This is a genomic window from Chryseobacterium sp. JUb7 (assembly GCF_024806495.1).
In the GTDB taxonomy this organism is placed as follows: domain Bacteria; phylum Bacteroidota; class Bacteroidia; order Flavobacteriales; family Weeksellaceae; genus Chryseobacterium.
Window position 1 is genome coordinate 38957 of the sequence record NZ_JANUFF010000005.1, and the last position, 16564, is coordinate 55520.

Genomic DNA, 16564 nt, shown 5'->3' on the forward strand with positions numbered 1-16564 from the left:
CCCAAAAAACGGCGGCAACTTATTTTAAACCCATAGATAGATAATTGAAGTTGAAATCTTTTCCTTTCTACCGCCAGCCCGATTCAAAAGACTGCGGTCCTACATGTCTTCGCATCGTAAGTAAACACTACGGAAAATCTATTTCCTTACAACAAATCCGTAATCTTTCGGAAACCACACGAGAAGGAAGCAGCCTGCTTGGTCTTAGCGATGCTGCAGAAGACCTGGGATTTCGTTCCTTAGGAGTACAGATTGATTTTGAAACCCTTACAGAAGAAGTTCCTTTTCCATGTATCGTACACTGGAATAAAAACCACTTTGTAGTGGTTTATAAAATTGATAAAAATAACAAAGTATATATTTCTGATCCCAGTTATGGATTAATTACCTACACCAGGGAAGAATTCATTAAGCTATGGATCGGAGAAAATGCCAATGAAAAAACAGAAGAAGGGATTGTACTTATCCTGGAAACAACGCCTGCATTTTTCCAAACCGAATTCGATGATCAGGAGAGTAAAGCGAGTTTTAAGTTTCTTTCCAGATATGTCTTCAAATATAAAGCTCTTGTCATACAACTGGCAGTCGGGCTTTTGGCAGGAAGTTTACTATCCCTTATTTTCCCTTTTCTTACCCAAAGTATTGTCGATGTCGGAATACAAAATCAGGATCTTAATTTTATTTATCTTGTTTTAATAGCCCAAATCATGCTTTTCATGGGAAGAATGGGCATCGAAATGATCCGAAGTTGGATCTTACTTCACCTTTCAGCAAGAATTAATATCTCCATTATTTCGGATTTCTTTATTAAGCTTATGAAACTTCCCATCAGTTTCTTTGATACAAGAATGACGGGAGATATCATGCAGAGGATTAATGACCATCACAGAATAGAACAGCTTTTAACGAGTTCATCCTTAAACACTCTGTTTTCATTGGTAAACCTGATCATTTTCAGTATTGTTTTATTACTCTATGATTACAGATTATTTATAGTTTATCTCGTAGGAGCCATAGCCTATATTGGCTGGATCACTTTTTTCCTTAATAAAAGAAAAGAGCTTGATTATAAAAGATTCTCTCAGGTTTCTCAGGAACAAAGCAAGGTGATTGAGCTTATCAACGGCATGCAGGAAATCAAAATGCATAACGCTGAAAAACAAAAACGCTGGGACTGGGAATTTTTACAGGTAAAACTGTTTAAAATAAGAATAAAATCTCTTTCCCTTGAGCAATGGCAGTCTGTAGGTGGAAATTTCATCAATCAGATGAAAGATATTCTGGTAAGTTTCTTATCTGCAAAACTGGTTTTAGAAGGTAATCTTACGCTCGGTATGATGCTTTCTGTTCAGTACATTATCGGACAGCTTAACAGCCCATTGCTACAGCTGATCGATTTTATCAAACAAACCCAGGATGCAAAAATCTCCTTGGAAAGATTGGGAGAAATTCATGACAAAGAAGATGAAGAGAGTAAAGACGAACAGTACGCTCACGAAATTCCTGAAAAGGACATTGAAATAGAAAACCTTTCATTCAGATATATTGGTTCTGATGCTCTGGTATTTGAAAACTTAAATTTAAGTATCCCTTATCAAAAAACAACAGCCATCGTAGGTGCCAGCGGAAGTGGAAAAACCACTCTTTTAAAATTATTAATGAAATTTTATGAACCTAATACCGGGGATATCCGAATTGGAAATACAAAACTTAAAAATGTTTCCCCAAGATTCTGGAGAGATCATTGCGGTGTGGTAATGCAGGAAGGTTATGTTTTTAATGATACCATTGCCAATAATATCGCTGTAGGGGAAGATTATGTTGATAAACAAAAACTGAGGAAAGCCGTAGAAATTGCCAATATCAAAGATTTCATCGAAGAACTTCCTCTGAGCTATAATACCAAAATCGGAAACGAAGGAGTGGGAGTCAGCGGTGGACAAAAGCAGAGACTTTTTATCGCCAGAGCCGTTTACAAATCTCCGGATTATATTTTCTTTGATGAAGCTACCTCCGCTCTGGATGCCAATAATGAAAAAGTGATTATGGAAAACCTTGAGCAGTTTTTTAAAGGCAAAACAGCGATTGTTATTGCCCACAGGCTTTCAACGGTAAAACATGCGGATAAAATTATAGTACTGGACAGAGGAAAGGTTGTGGAAGAAGGAAGTCATAACGATCTGGTTGCCTTAAAAGGTGAGTATTACCGACTGGTTAAAAATCAACTTGAATTGGGTAACTAAAATAAATGATCACAAAAACAGCGGAATCCGAAAAGCTTACAGAGTAGGAAATAAAAACAAACTATTACATATGAAAAATCTAAAAAAAATTTCAAGACATGCATTGAAATCAGTAAAAGGAAGCGGCCCTGGTGAGAGCATAGGCGGTGGAGATTGCGGAGAATATATTCCTAACGATCCTCCGATGCCGGGAACTCCATATAACTGCTCTTGTAATTATTTAGCCTGGTGCGAGAAAATGTCAGCTTGTGTACATATGAGTTTTTACAGCCCTGAAAACTGCCAATGGTAGTCAAGGTAATACCATAAACAAATTCTAATTAATTATGAAAAATCTAAAAAAACTTTCAAGAACTGAGCTTACATCAATCAATGGAGGGAACTCTGAAGCATCCAGATGCTGCGGATCTTGGTGCAATGGTCTATGGCAATCTTGCTATATGGAACATTTGGCCTGCCCACCAGACGGAGAAACTTCTCCACCTCCGGGATGGGATGGCGGCTGTCCATTTTAAAATTTCCATCCCCTTCGGGGGATTTTTTATATTTGAATTATGAAAGAAGATATATTAGACAATATTGAACTACGCTCCGAAAGCGTTCAGGATATCCTTACACAACCACCCCACTGGATGATCCGATGGGGAAATACAATTATACTACTGATTCTTGGGCTCATTTTAATAATGAGTTATTTAATTAAATATCCTGAATTTATTCCGGCCCCAATTATTGTAACCTCTCAAAATCCCCCTGAAAAACTAGAGGCAAGAACTAATTCCAAAATTGAAAAAATATTCATTAAAGATCATCAGGAGGTTAAAAAAAATGATGTTTTAATGGTCATGCAGTCTGCCGGAAATTATAAGGACGTTTTAGAGCTTAAAAAACTTGTAGATTCTATTAGCCCTAGCCAACTGGGCTCATTTCCCGTTCATGAGGCTTCTCATTTTAAATTAGGAGAACTACAGGGCGATTATAATAATTTTGCAAAAGCATTTCAGGATGAGGAATTATTTACCAGACTTCAGCCTTACGCTCCTGAAAATTTAGCAGCCAATCAAAGTATTTCAGAATACAGATTGAGAATTGCTACACTTAAGCAGCAAAAAAACTTAGAAAAAGCAAAATACGAATTAACGAAGAAAAACTATCAGCGTTCACAGGAACTGTTCAGCCAGGGAGTCATTGCTTCCATGGAGCTTGAAAACGAAAAAATTAAATATCTTCAGGCCCAGCAAAATCTGGAAAACATTACGATTTCTTTATCTCAGATGGAAGAAGGTATTTCCAATCTTAATAAAACAAAAAGTGGTACTGCTATCAATACCGAAAAAGATAAAATTACTTATTCATCACAAACTTTACAACTGTTTGAGCAATTGAGAAAATCTTTAAAACAATGGGAGCAAAATTACTTGGTTATTTCATCAACAGATGGTGTTGCCAGCTTCCAGCAGTTTTTCGGCGAAAATCAGTTCATAAAAACCGGTGATGCTATCTTATCTATCCTTCCAAGAAATAAGGAGAAATTAGTAGGCAGAATGTCCGTTCCTGCGACTAACTCAGGTAAGATTACACCCGGCGAAAAAGTTTTAATCAAATTAGACAACTATCGTTATCAGGAATACGGCATTGTGGAAGGTAAAGTTCAAAATATTTCTCTTTCTCCAGACAGTCAGGGAAACTATTATGTAGATGTAGTCCTTCCGAAGGGTTTGAAGACAAGCTACAATAAACAACTTACTTTTGATAAAGAACTTAAAGGAAATGCAGAAATCGTTACACAGGATTTAAGATTAATCGAAAGATTTTTCTATCAGATAAGAAAACTATTAGGATATCAAAGTTAATATCCGCTATTAGATAAAATAAAAAAACCGAAACAAATGTTTCGGTTTTTTTTCGCTATTGTAGCGAAGACGGGAATTGAACCCGTGACCTCAGGGTTATGAATCCTGCGCTCTAACCAACTGAGCTACCTCGCCGTTTTGGTGGTGCAAATATAGAAAATATTTACTTTCCACCAAAATTATTTTAACTTAAAATATTCTAAAACATCACCAACATGATCTGGTCTACTGATTATCTTATTGTTAGCATCTAAAATAAAATACGTCGGAGTTGCATGAACATTGTATGTTTCTACATAACTGCTGTTCCATCCTCGCAATTCTGAATCATTGATCCAAGGAAATGCAGAAATCTTTTTGCTATAAGAATCCTTATCAACATCCATGGATAAACCGACCACCTGAATATTTTTAGCTTTCAGATCATTATATTTTGCCAAAAGCTGAGGAAGTTCACTCTCACAGTGTGAGCATGTTGACGACCAGAAAACAACCACTTTTTTATCCGCTTTTATATCATGAAGAGATTTTGCAGTAGTTCCAACAGCAGACTGAAATTTGTAATTAGGAAAAACAGCGCCAATTTCCACATTTTTATTTGAATTGATGGTAGATGCCAATCGATCAGTGATCGTACATTTAAGATTCTTAGCCTGCGTCAGGTATTTATCTTTAAGATCTTTCATTTCATAGACATCAAAAATATCTATTAATTCAGAAAGTACCGTTTGTCCTCTTGGAGTTTCAACTTTTAATCGGTCTAAAAGTTTATCTACTGACCCTGCCACATTGGTATTGCCACCTGAATTAAGATAACCAACTAATAAAGGTCTTAATAACGATGATGATTCCAACATATCATTTGACTTATCTATAAAATTGATAATATCATCCTGGCTGGCTTTTTTTGAGTTGTCATTAGACAGATATTTATTATAGTTTGTATTGTAATAATAAATAAAAGGGTGATTGGTCTGGTCTATTTCACCAGAATTACCAGAAAGTCTGTTGATCTCAGTTTTTAAAGCCTTACCAAAGTCTGTATTATCTTTATAATATTCTTTGATTTGAGACAAAGCCGGAAGTATCAATTCCTTTTTCTGAGAACCTTCCTGTGTTTTACTCATCAAATCATTGGCTTCATCCAGATAAGTGATGTCTTTGATTTTACTATTTTCAGTCAACAGTTTTATATTCACATTCTTATTTTCAGAAATGAAACTAAAAGAATTATTAGTTCCCGGAAAATAAATTTTCATCATCCCCATATAATTAGTGGGATACTTGAAAGTTAATGTGTTATTTTTCAGCTTCTCTTTTGAAGCAATAATATCTTTTGAACCGTTTAATGAATATAAGATAGCGTCCTGATCTTTAAAATCAGCCGGCGTCTGAACCGTTACTGTAAATTGAGCCTGCAAAGAAAATGCAGTTAATACTGTAGATAGTATATAAATCTTTTTCATAATGTAAAAATAAAAAAACTCCCTGACTAATCAGAGAGTTTCAAATATTTTAATAAAATTTTATATTTTTTGATTTTTGTACTTTTTTGTAAAAAATGCAATAAACATTACCGCCACAATTCCCAGTACATAAACATACATATCAATTGGCGCAGAAGGAACTCCGGGTCCTACCCCTCCACCACCTCCTCCTGGATCTGGTGGTTGAGCATTAATTAGTAAAACCGATAAAAAGAAAAAAGCGTATACTAGTTTATTTATAGTTTTCATATATTTTATTTTAAGATTTTGGTATTAACAGTTTCTCCCTTGTCTGAAACAATTTTAACGATGTAAGAGTTTTTAATAGAACTATCTAATTCAATTACGAAATCTCTTGATGCATCAACTGCTTTTTTAGAAATAACAAGTTTACCACTCATATCATAAACTTCAATATCTGCCTTTTTCCATTTAGGATCAAATCTAACGATATAATTTGTGATTTCAGGATTATAAACAACCATTGTTCTAGAAGGTGTAGCAACTGGTTTTTCAACTGCTAAAACATTCGTGTTGTTTGGCTCTCCGTAATATAGATCATACTCAGCTCCTGCAACAGCAACTACATCACCTTGCTTAGCTTGTTGAGCAGTTCCGTTTGGTGCTTTATAATAGAAACCAGTTCCTGAAGATAGCGCATGTGTACCTGTATTTACAAGCGTTCCATTTTCTCTAACTTCAAATTTGTAAGATTTAACCTTATTAAGGTCATAATTTACTAGCTTAATATTTTTACCTTTAAAGTTGGTTTCGTTAGCTTCATTGATATATAACCAATACTGACCAGTGTAGTTATTGTCATAACCTCCGTTTGGAGCCTCCTCAAAAGTACCGATAACGTTAGCAGAAACGGCAGAAACCTGAGATTTAGCAGTAGCAGAGTGCCCTGTTGTTCCATCAGGATATACTACATAATATGTTCTTGCAACTTCTTTACCAGTACCATCAAGACCAATAACACCTAATTGTTTTACAGTACCTGCTTTTGCAGAATTTTTTGCAGCAGTAACGCTGTAATCAGTACCATCAGTTCTAGGAGTATAATTGAATCTTCTTAAGTTACCAACATTAAGAGTAGCATTAGCACCTGTAGCTGAATTATTATCCAACTTCACTACGAAAGTACCCATTGGTCTTACCATAGTATATTCAACGTCACCGATTGGCTCACCACCTGCAAAAGTGATGAATTTGTATGATGTAGAACCTGTTCCGCCACTAGTAGTCGCAACATTTACAACATCTACTCTTACCCCACGGATAGTTGTTAAGTTATTACCATCTCCCGCTCCAGATTCAGCGAACGCAATTTTAGATAAATCTAAATTGGTCATAAAAGGATTGGCAAACTGATAAATATTTTTACCGTAAGTACCTGTCCAAGCTCCTGAAGGTGCATCCCAGCCATCCTGCAGATAACTGTAATACTTTTCATTATACTGATTCATGTTGTTCCCTGTTGCTCCAAAATTAACATTTGCACCAGCATTTGTTAATAATACAGAAGAACCTTGATCAGTTAAAGGACGCCCTTTTATTGTTTTAGTAGTCGTAAGATCAAGTCCTTGACCACCTAACATATAATAAGCATTTCCCGGATTAGTCACTCCCAATTTAGAATAAACCGGGAAGTTTTGAGAAACTACCGTAGCATTATTCCAACTAAGGATATCATTTTTAGAACCTCTTACATTAGTGAATGTTTTTCCTAGTTCAGTACTTAGTGTCGAAGCTGTTTTATCATAAAAAGGTAAACCAATCTGCTGATAAGATCCATGATTCGCAGCTGTAAGCTCCTGATCAACGATACCAGTGATATTTGTCTGAGGAATACCCGAAATATAAAGCTGACCATAAGTATAACTGTTGGAAACTCCTGGAGTACCATAAGCTGTAGGTTCGTTCAATTTATTAACAAAATTGCTTCCTCCGTTCGCTTCTGTTTTATCGACATTAGAATTGTCAATAGTTTTAAAAGAATCTGTGGACGCACCTGAAACCATAAAGTTACCATGATTTTCAACTGCTCCAGTACCTTTCATCTGTAAGCCACCACCACTGTAAACCAGTGTGCCTTTACTTACATACGTAGTAGCAGCGTTATCTACGTGTAATAGAACATTCTGCGCCTGAACAGAATAAACGCCTGCTAATAAACCAATAGCAAATAAACTTTTTCTCATTGTATATAAATATTTGTGTGTTAATACAATATCTTCAACTGCAAAGGTATCATTTTTTTTCTAACAAAAAAAATTATTTCATTTATTAACAAAAATATTATCTTCAGTTAATATAATTTCTTTCTCTTCACCTATCGAAAACATATAGTCTTCAAGGACCTTTTCCGTGGTTCCACGTAACCCTCTAGCTCCTAAACCTTTCTCCATAGTTTCCTCTACAATTTTCTCAATCGCTCCGTCCGTGAAAACCAAATTCGTGCCATCCATTTTGAAAAGTTCCACAAATTGATTCACGATAGAATTTTTAGGCTCTTTCATGATTCTTACCATCGTTTCTTTTGTGAGTTTTTCGAGGTAAGTGATGATTGGAAATCTTCCCAAAAGTTCGGGAATTAATCCGAAAGAACGTAAATCAATTGCATTAATATTTGTTAATATATCTTCGTCTTCTTCAACTTTATTGATTTTTTCAGCGCTGAAGCCGATTGCCTGCTTATTCATTCTTCTTTCGATGATCTCTTTGATACCGTCAAAAGCACCTCCTGCAATAAACAGAATATTTTGGGTATTCACCTGAATATATTTTTGATCAGGATGCTTTCTTCCACCCTGCGGCGGAACATTCACAATACTCCCTTCAAGCAATTTCAGTAATCCCTGCTGAACTCCCTCTCCGGAAACATCTCTCGTAATGCTCGGGTTATCGGATTTTCTAGCAATCTTATCAATTTCATCAATAAACACGATTCCTTTTTCAGCTTTCTCTACATCATAGTCTGCCACCATCAGAAGTCTGGATAAAATACTTTCGACATCTTCCCCTACATATCCGGCTTCCGTTAAAATCGTTGCATCTACAATACAGAAAGGAACATTAAGCTCTCTGGCAATGGTTTTTGCCAATAAGGTCTTTCCGGTTCCTGTCTCACCGATCATGATGATATTTGATTTTTCCAGCTCGACTTCTCTGTTTTCGTCCTGAGCGTGAAGTAATCTCTTATAGTGATTGTATACTGCAATCGAAAGCTGTTTCTTGGCCTGATCCTGCCCTATTACATATTGATTAAGAAATTCTTTGATTTCTTTAGGCTTTTTAAGTTCGTCTATATTTTCTGCCGGAGAATATTCGTTTTTTGAAATACCGTCTTTTACGATTGAGTGAGCCTGCTCGATACAGTTCTCACAGATAAAACCATTCTGACCAGAAATCAGCATCTGTACTTCATTTCTTTTTCTGCCACAGAAAGAACATTGGTTTGAATTCATTTTTTATATAATATATATAAGTATATGATTAAAGAAACTCGTAAAAGTTAATTTTTACGAGTTTCTGTTATTTTTAAGAATTAATAATTGAGTTCTGAATCTCAGTATACTCTTCGTTTGATAACTTCAGTCTTTCATTTCTAAAGTTCATATCTTCCATTTTGTTCAATGGGATGAGATGAATATGAGCATGGGGAACTTCCAATCCAACAACAGCTACTCCTACCCTTACACATGGGATTGCACTTTTAACCTTTTTAGCAACTTTCTGGGCAAAGCTCCATAAGTTTTTGTATTCTTCGCTATCCAAGTCAAAAATCAAATCAACTTCTTTTTTAGGAACCACCAGGGTATGTCCTTTTACTAAAGGCATTGCATCCAGAAATGCAATAAAGTTTTCATCCTCGGCAATTTTATACGATGGGATCTCGCCGTTAATGATCTTTGTGAATATTGTGCTCATCTTTTTATAAAAATTAGATTGTAGAAGTTAGAAATTAGTAAAAAAATTGTTCTAACAATTTAATTATTAACTGTTAATCTTTAATTATAGAGTAATGTCCAGAACTTCGAAAGATAATTTGTTTCCGTTCGGTAAAGTAATTTCAGCTGTTTCACCTACTACTTTTCCTAATAAACCTTTTGCAATAGGTGTATTGACAGAGATTTTCCCTGTTTTAAGATCACTTTCGTTGTCAGGAACCAATGTAAATACCTGCTCTTGTTTTGTTGCATTATTTTTAAGTTTCACCGTAGTAAGGATTGAAACTTTTGAAGTATCTAATTGGCTTTCATCTATAATTTTAGAAGTAGAAATAACATCTTTCAGCTTTGAAATTCTCATTTCAAGCATACCCTGAGCCTCTTTAGCCGCATCATACTCTGCATTTTCAGACAAATCTCCTTTATCTCTTGCTTCCGCGATTTGCTGGGTAATTTTAGGTCTTTCCACAGTTTCTAACTGTTCCAGCTCAGCTTTCATTTTCTCTAATCCCTCCTTTGTAACATAGCTTGCCATAATTTTCAAAATTTAGTTTTAGTATAAAAAAATAATCCGACATTTGCCGGACAATGTTTTCGAGTTGTAATCGTTTAATTTTTACAAATATATAAAAATTTAAATTGAAATGAAAAAAACTTTCTCAATAATAAGTATTTTTACATTGCTGATATCCAGTAGTTTAACCATAAATTCATGCGGAAGCAGTGCAGATACAGTCAACTGCTTTCCCAGCTCTCCTATCAATGTATCGATCAATCTGAACCAACCGGCTTACTACAATCTGAACCAAGTTGGAGGGTGGGTTTATCTTGATCTGGCACAATCCGGAACAAGAGGGCTAATCGTTGTCAGATCTTCTGACACTACCTTTAAAGCCTATGACAGAAATGCACCTCATATCTGTCCTGATGCCAATACAACTCTTGAAGTAAAAGATAACTTAAGTATTATATGTCCAAAGGATGATGCAAAATGGATTTTGCTGACCGGGCAGCCTACTGCCGTTTCAGGCGTTCCTCCAAAAACATATTTATATAATTACAACCCTTCTACAAAAGATTTAAATATCTATTATTAATGAAAGCAGTTATTCAGAGGGTTTCGGAATCCAGTGTAAAAGTTGACGGAAAAACAGTCGGAGAAATCGGAAAAGGCTTGATGCTTTTGATAGGTATTGATGAAAATGACGAAAAAGCAGATGCAGAATGGCTTGTACAGAAAATTCTGAATTTAAGGATCTTTGGAGATGATGAAGGAAAGCTCAATTTATCGGTTTCGGATATCTCCGGAGAAATATTATGCATCAGTCAGTTTACTTTAATTGCCGATTATAAAAAAGGGAACCGCCCTTCTTTTATTAAAGCGGCAAAACCCGATAAAGCAATTCCTCTTTTTGAGTATTTTAAAGAACAGATTTCAAAATCAGGATTGAAAACCGAAAGTGGAATTTTCGGAGCGGATATGAAAGTTTCTTTAGTAAATGACGGTCCCGTTACCATTGTGATGGATTCCATTACAAAAGCTTAAATTTACAGCAAAATATATTTAGATTAAACAATGAAAAAAACCTTAATTACCTTAGTTCTTCTTACAGGAGTAAGTTTTTCTTTTGCCCAGAACGCCACCTATACCGATGAGCAAAAAGCATCATATTATATCGGAATGGATATTGCCCAAAATATGAAAAGACAGGGCTTGTCTATAGATCCTAACCTTTTGGCTCAGGCAATAAAAGACGAATTTTCGGATAAACCAAAATTGTTCCCAAAGGAAGAAATGGGTACTTTCATGCAGAATTTCATGCAGAAACAAAATGAAAAAAAGCAAGCTGAAGCCAAAGTAAAGGCCGAAGAAAACAAAAAGAAAGGCGCTGAGTTTCTTGCTAAAAACAAGCAGAACAAAAAAATAACTACCACTGCCAGCGGACTTCAGTATGAGGTACTGAAACCTGGTGACGGAAAAGCAAAACCAACAGCTTCAAGCACGGCCAATGTGACCTATACAGGAAAATTGATGGACGGAACCGTTTTTGACACTACGGATAATCGTGGCGGACAACCTATGGAGCTACAACTTTCCAGCGTAATAAAAGGGTGGACTGAAGGAATTCAGCTGATGACAAAGGGCGCAAAATACAGATTTTACATCCCTTCTGACCTTGCCTATGGAGATAACGGAGCTGGCGGAGTAATTCCTCCCGGAGCAACGCTTATTTTCGATGTCGAGCTTGCAGATTTCAAATAAGAAATTAAATTCACCTTACAATAAAAACGTCTTTCAAAATTTTTTTGAAAGACGTTTTCTTGAATAATAAACTTTTATAAAAATTATTTCGCAGGAACACTGCTGAAATTAAGTGCGATTTTAAGGTTCATATCGGAAGTCGTCTGATTTTTCAATTCATAGACTGTTCTTACCGTAAGACCTGAACTTTTTACAACGCTGTCTAAAAATCCTGTATCATTAAGATCTAAATTGAGACTACCAGCATTGGAAGAAATATTGGAGCGGGAAGCAACCAATCTTTCACTTGTTCCGCTGGATGAAACATAAACCTTAATAGATTTTACAGCGCTTAAATTTCCTCCTGCCGGGCTTACTACAGAAACTTTTGCATCAGAAATTCTTACATCTTTTATTTTAGCATCGTTATTACCTCCAAACCATGTCTGAACGTTGGAAGCGGTAGATGTTGATGAAACCTCTTTATCTGCAGGTACTCCCGTAGAAACTAAAACATTGGCTGTATAAGGAAATGTATTCTGGACCAACGACTGTACTGTTCCACAACTTACAAGTGCCACTGAAGCGACTGCCGCTGTCAAAAATATATTTTTCATAATCTTTAAATTTTAATTTTAGTTTGCAGAAATTGTACCAAAATGATTAAAACTATTCAACACTTACTGTAAAACTTCCCTTGGTATTTCCGGAAGCCATATTACTTTTTCCTATAATCAGCCATACTTCTCCTTTTCCATCAATTTCATGGGTGATCTCCCGCCCGAAAGGTCCGTCATAATCGCCATTTGGAAGCTTTATCTGATTAATACGGATATTAAAATCTTTAGCTTTTGTAGAAACTTTAGCTTTAATAGTCGGTTTATCAAAATCTGTTATTTTTAAAATCAATTCCTGACCGTCTTTTGTAAATTCTTCCCCCAGTGTGAAAGGCAATTGCCCGGCATCGGCAGTTCTTACGATCTGATCCTCTTTTAAATTTCTCATCACCCCTGTACGTAACACTTCTTTAGTTGCCGGAGCGTTGTTAATTATCGAATCCTTCTTTCTCAAAGCAACAGAATCAACAACTGCAGCTGAATCAGCTTGTTTCGTAAGCGCCATTGAGTCTTTATTTTGTGTCTCGGTTACGGCCGGATCCTTTTTACAGGAAATTATGATCAATGGGATTAGTAATAAGGATTTTTTCATAACAGTTATTTTTTTAACATTTGAATATATTGAGAAGCTAAAATTGTTCCATATGCTTTTTAAAATATTAAAAAAATATTAGTTTGTAAGGAATTAAGGATGCCTGAAGCATAATACAGGAGGTTATCGCAGTGAAAAAATATCTTATGCATTTTGAGTCCCGGTCACCCTTATGTCGCATCCACTTAGTATTACTACTTGCCTATTTCAACTTTCAGCTTACTTTACAGCATTAGTCTCCAATCGTCTGATAATAAATAACCTTAGACAGAAAATTTTCATTTTTCCAGGTTTTTACATTGTGTATAATTTCCTGTTTTAATTTATTATCGTGCTTTTCTTCAGCATATTTTATCAGCGCTTTTTCACTGAAATTAATTCCACTTTTATGATAGTTTACAGCAAAATCTTTACGTTTCATATTTTCGGAAGTAATCATTCCGCCCCAATTGATATAACTACAGATCAGAATTGTTCCGTAAACATACCAGGCCATAGAATTGAAAAGGAAAGCATTCCTTTTTTGGTACTGAATTTTTATGAACGTCATCACCAATCCTATTAATGATAAAATCAGGAACGCATAAACTCCCAGACGTTTATAAGTGAAACCATAATTAGTGATATATTCTGAATTTTTCACCATTGCCGAAATAACTAAAACTGCATTCAGAAAGATCCATATTTTAACCAGGATTTTCATCCACCTGGCTTTCGGATCAAAATTAAAATTAGATTTAAAGTAAAACATAATTACCAATATGGCCATTACAATAGATGCAATCACCGCATTTACTCTTTCGTGGGTTTCTTCTGAAAGCTGAACCGGAGATTTTACAGTTTCGTAAAACTGCTCATAATTATAGGTAATGATAAAAAATACCAACAAAATATTTAAGGAAAAAAAAGATATCACACCGCTCATTCTTTCTGCGTTCAGATCAAGAAAAGAATACGTGGGTTTCTGGATTTTATCTTGATCCCGAAAATCGTTATCCATCACATGGTTTTGTTTGTAGATTATTTTTTCAACTGAATGATTCCAATAATTGAAAGCAATAAAAAATCCTAAAATACAAATACAGAAAAGCTGCCAGACATTGATATCAAACTCGATATTATTAAAAAGATTGGCGAAATGATCACTCCCCACAGAGTATATTCCAAAGAAAACTGAAATAAGCACCAGAGGAATTAATATAAAGGCGAGTATTTTCTGCCAAAGCCCCGGAATATTCTTTTTGGGAAGCCATTGGTCAAAACTTAAAGAACGGCACAGAAATGTAAAACAGTTGACGATAACAACGGGAATTAAAAATAAAATTTTCATTCTTCTGTTTTTTGATCGGTAAGAAAGCAGTAAAAGGGAACTTACAACCGCTAAAAACGATGGAAAATCACCATACCAGGCAAACGCAATACTAGAGAGTATACTCGTCACAAAGAGAAAGAAAAACGTCTTTGTTTTGTTTTTTTGATCGGTTTTAAAGAAAGTAAGAAATGAGTAGACCAACCCCAGAATACCAAGATTGAGTCCCATGTTTTCATCATAAAATAATACGATGAACAAAGCGGTTGTAAGGAATATATAATGATGTGTTTTCATATTTTTTAAATTAAAGATTAGATAATCAGAGATCTACAGATTACAGAATATAAAAAAATACAGTATTGCTATGGGAATATTCAGCAAAATCAGCAATGCTGAATTTCCATGAGCCTTTTGATCAGCTACATCGATGATAAAAGCCAAAAATTCGTGGAAAAAGGCAATTGTATTAATGATAATTGCCAGGAGCACATAATAAAATCCTGCGCAGACAAAAAACCATAAATCTGTAAACACATACCCCAACAGTATGACTGTTCCGAATATCCAAGAGGCAAGAAATAAATTTCTCCCCGCAGCACTGAATTTTATATTTTTCATAACCATTAGTATAATACCGTTGGATTTTTCTGTTGAATAAAATCTTTCAGATGGTCAAAATTCTGCCAAAGGAGTGCTTCAAAATCCCAGTGATAAAACGGGCGCATACTCTTTCCTTTTTTATAGGCTTTGACATAGATTTTCAAATATTCCGGTAAGATCAGAGTTCCCAAGACAATCGCAGCCAAAAGATGCGCATTGAGTTTTCCGTTTCCTAAAAGAAGAAACTGCATGGCGATCTCATCTTCAAAATGGGTTCCACAACCTGTAATCAAATGATGAACATCGTGATTTTCCATTTTTGGAATCATGCTGAAACCATGTTTTTTATAAAACTCTCCAAGCTTTCTCCCCAAAGAATCTTCCTGAAATTCCAGCAATTGTTTTTCTGTAAATTGCCATTGTCTTTTCTTCTTTTTAAAATATTTCCTGTATAGTTTTTGAGTTTTATCATACACAAAAAGAAGAAATTGAACACGTATTTTTTTCATAGTTTATTTTTATTTTTTAGTTAATTATAAAAAAGGAATGAGTAAATAAGTAATACAGGGAGGTTGATCAGAATAATCAATATAGATTGTAAGCAGACTTTAAGCTTATGCGGATAAAAACTTCCGTAAACAAAAAGTGCAAAAAGTATAATCGTATTTATTAAACTTCCAATTCCTACAAATAGAATAGCCGCTACTGCAAATTCTATGATCATACTCCCTATAAACCCCCAAAGACAAATATTTCCCAACAGAAAGGTGATCCCGAAAGTTAATTTTCCAATCATTAAAATATTCCGATCTTTCATCACTTCCCTTGCGTTAGAGTAAAAACTGTAATTTCCGGTCTTACCATAAACCTCAACTGAAAAGAATGCCCGATAGCGCGGTTGATATACAACATTCTTCCGTCTTCCAGATTAATTTCTCCGGAAATATATTTTCGATTATTCACCGGCAGAATTGGAGTGACCACTCCCGGAATTCTACATTGTCCTCCGTGAGTATGCCCACTGAGAATCCAACCCTGATAGCCATTCCAGATATCTTTATCACAAGCGTCAGGATTATGACAGAGAACCAGATTAGCTTTTGAAGGATCATAATGTTTCATCACTTTCATAGGGTCGAAATTGGCTGACCAGAGATCTTCAAACCCTATAAAATTTAATCCGTCACTTTCTTTCTGTTCGTTTTTAAGCATGGAGACTCCAAAGCTTTCAAGAATTTCACCTATATCTTCAGCTACCTCAAGTTCTTTCCATTTTTTTCCGTAATCGTGATTTCCTAAAACTCCAAAAGTTCCAAGGTTTCCGTACACAGCATGTTGCATGACTTTTTTTAAATCTTCCCGCTCTTCCAGAGTGCCGTGATTAACAAAATCTCCGGTGTACACTACAAAATCAGGATTATATTTTTTCGCTTTCTTAAAAGAATCAATCAGAAATTTCCAATCGAATCTGTTTCCTACATGCAGATCTGAAACTTGCATTAATCTTTTTCCCTCTAAATTTTCAGGTAGATTTTTGATCGGCAGTTTCCTTTCAACAAACTCTAGCCAGAACGGCTCCACCTGCCATGAATACAGCATCGGAAAAGCTCCAACAACTGACAGTTGAAATATTCTTTTTAAAAAAGTTTTCCGGTTCATTTGCAT

Annotated in this window: 20 protein-coding genes and 1 tRNA gene; 7 read left to right on the plus strand and 14 right to left on the minus strand. The window is 35.3% G+C overall.

Annotation, left to right across the window (positions count from 1 at the left end):
* Positions 1–50: 50 nt before the first annotated feature.
* The 4 genes from M2373_RS10955 to M2373_RS10970 all read left to right on the plus strand — a co-directional run bounded on the left by M2373_RS10955 (position 51) and on the right by M2373_RS10970 (position 4096).
* Positions 51–2243: a peptidase domain-containing ABC transporter gene (locus tag M2373_RS10955; RefSeq protein WP_259111083.1), complete on the plus strand. Its 2193-nt coding sequence runs from the start codon at positions 51–53 to the stop codon at positions 2241–2243.
* Between the two features lie 70 nt (positions 2244–2313).
* Complete coding sequence (locus M2373_RS10960; protein ID WP_259110573.1) at positions 2314–2535, plus strand: bacteriocin-like protein; 222 nt, start codon at positions 2314–2316, stop codon at positions 2533–2535.
* 34 nt (positions 2536–2569) lie between these two features.
* Positions 2570–2758, plus strand: coding sequence for a bacteriocin-like protein (locus M2373_RS10965; protein WP_259110574.1), 189 nt, complete (start codon positions 2570–2572; stop codon positions 2756–2758).
* 39 nt (positions 2759–2797) lie between these two features.
* On the plus strand, positions 2798–4096 hold the full coding sequence (locus tag M2373_RS10970) for an HlyD family secretion protein (protein WP_259110575.1): 1299 nt from the start codon (positions 2798–2800) through the stop codon (positions 4094–4096).
* A gap of 61 nt (positions 4097–4157) precedes the next feature.
* On the opposite strand, the gene M2373_RS10975 is transcribed toward M2373_RS10970, so the two are convergent.
* From M2373_RS10975 to greA, 7 genes are all read right to left on the minus strand, one after another.
* Positions 4158–4231, minus strand: a tRNA-Met gene (locus M2373_RS10975).
* 44 nt (positions 4232–4275) lie between these two features.
* Positions 4276–5562, minus strand: a complete 1287-nt coding sequence (locus tag M2373_RS10980) for a TlpA disulfide reductase family protein (RefSeq protein ID WP_259110576.1) — start codon at positions 5560–5562, stop codon at positions 4276–4278.
* Between the two features lie 60 nt (positions 5563–5622).
* Positions 5623–5832 (minus strand): signal peptidase, encoded by a 210-nt coding sequence (locus tag M2373_RS10985; protein ID WP_259110577.1) that lies wholly within the window; start codon positions 5830–5832, stop codon positions 5623–5625.
* A gap of 5 nt (positions 5833–5837) precedes the next feature.
* Positions 5838–7787, minus strand: coding sequence for a T9SS type A sorting domain-containing protein (locus tag M2373_RS10990; RefSeq protein ID WP_259110578.1), 1950 nt, complete (start codon positions 7785–7787; stop codon positions 5838–5840).
* Positions 7788–7865: 78 nt separating this feature from the next.
* Positions 7866–9053, minus strand: coding sequence for an ATP-dependent Clp protease ATP-binding subunit ClpX (clpX, locus tag M2373_RS10995; protein WP_259110579.1), 1188 nt, complete (start codon positions 9051–9053; stop codon positions 7866–7868).
* A gap of 73 nt (positions 9054–9126) precedes the next feature.
* Positions 9127–9516, minus strand: coding sequence for an HIT family protein (locus M2373_RS11000; RefSeq protein ID WP_259110581.1), 390 nt, complete (start codon positions 9514–9516; stop codon positions 9127–9129).
* A gap of 84 nt (positions 9517–9600) precedes the next feature.
* Positions 9601–10071: a transcription elongation factor GreA gene (greA, locus tag M2373_RS11005; protein ID WP_103294252.1), complete on the minus strand. Its 471-nt coding sequence runs from the start codon at positions 10069–10071 to the stop codon at positions 9601–9603.
* 109 nt (positions 10072–10180) lie between these two features.
* Here greA and M2373_RS11010 point away from each other — a divergent pair, with 109 nt between their 5' ends.
* The 3 genes from M2373_RS11010 to M2373_RS11020 are packed head-to-tail and all read left to right on the plus strand — an operon-like array spanning position 10181 to position 11799.
* Positions 10181–10633 carry a hypothetical protein gene (locus tag M2373_RS11010; protein WP_259110584.1) on the plus strand — a complete coding sequence of 151 codons (453 nt, stop codon included), beginning with the start codon at positions 10181–10183 and terminating at the stop codon, positions 10631–10633.
* Positions 10633–11082: a D-aminoacyl-tRNA deacylase gene (gene dtd / locus M2373_RS11015; protein ID WP_259110585.1), complete on the plus strand. Its 450-nt coding sequence runs from the start codon at positions 10633–10635 to the stop codon at positions 11080–11082. The genes M2373_RS11010 and dtd overlap by 1 nt, the downstream gene beginning before the upstream one ends.
* 30 nt (positions 11083–11112) lie before the next feature.
* Positions 11113–11799: an FKBP-type peptidyl-prolyl cis-trans isomerase gene (locus M2373_RS11020; RefSeq protein ID WP_259110587.1), complete on the plus strand. Its 687-nt coding sequence runs from the start codon at positions 11113–11115 to the stop codon at positions 11797–11799.
* Between the two features lie 83 nt (positions 11800–11882).
* Here the strand turns inward: M2373_RS11020 and M2373_RS11025 are convergent, their stop codons facing one another.
* The 7 genes from M2373_RS11025 to M2373_RS11055 all read right to left on the minus strand — a co-directional run bounded on the left by M2373_RS11025 (position 11883) and on the right by M2373_RS11055 (position 16558).
* Complete coding sequence (locus M2373_RS11025; protein ID WP_259110588.1) at positions 11883–12395, minus strand: hypothetical protein; 513 nt, start codon at positions 12393–12395, stop codon at positions 11883–11885.
* Between the two features lie 52 nt (positions 12396–12447).
* Positions 12448–12987: a hypothetical protein gene (locus tag M2373_RS11030; protein ID WP_259110590.1), complete on the minus strand. Its 540-nt coding sequence runs from the start codon at positions 12985–12987 to the stop codon at positions 12448–12450.
* Between the two features lie 232 nt (positions 12988–13219).
* A complete protein-coding gene (locus M2373_RS11035) occupies positions 13220–14593 on the minus strand; it encodes a DUF4153 domain-containing protein (RefSeq protein ID WP_259110592.1) in 1374 nt (457 codons plus the stop codon).
* A 33-nt stretch (positions 14594–14626) separates the two neighbouring features.
* Positions 14627–14917 carry a hypothetical protein gene (locus tag M2373_RS11040; RefSeq protein ID WP_259110593.1) on the minus strand — a complete coding sequence of 97 codons (291 nt, stop codon included), beginning with the start codon at positions 14915–14917 and terminating at the stop codon, positions 14627–14629.
* A gap of 5 nt (positions 14918–14922) precedes the next feature.
* Entirely contained in the window at positions 14923–15408 is a 486-nt protein-coding gene (locus M2373_RS11045) for a ubiquinone biosynthesis protein COQ4 (RefSeq protein WP_259110594.1), read from the minus strand.
* Positions 15409–15428: 20 nt separating this feature from the next.
* Entirely contained in the window at positions 15429–15695 is a 267-nt protein-coding gene (locus M2373_RS11050) for a hypothetical protein (protein ID WP_259110595.1), read from the minus strand.
* Positions 15696–15715: 20 nt separating this feature from the next.
* Positions 15716–16558 (minus strand): metallophosphoesterase, encoded by an 843-nt coding sequence (locus tag M2373_RS11055; protein ID WP_259110596.1) that lies wholly within the window; start codon positions 16556–16558, stop codon positions 15716–15718.
* Positions 16559–16564 lie beyond the last annotated feature (6 nt).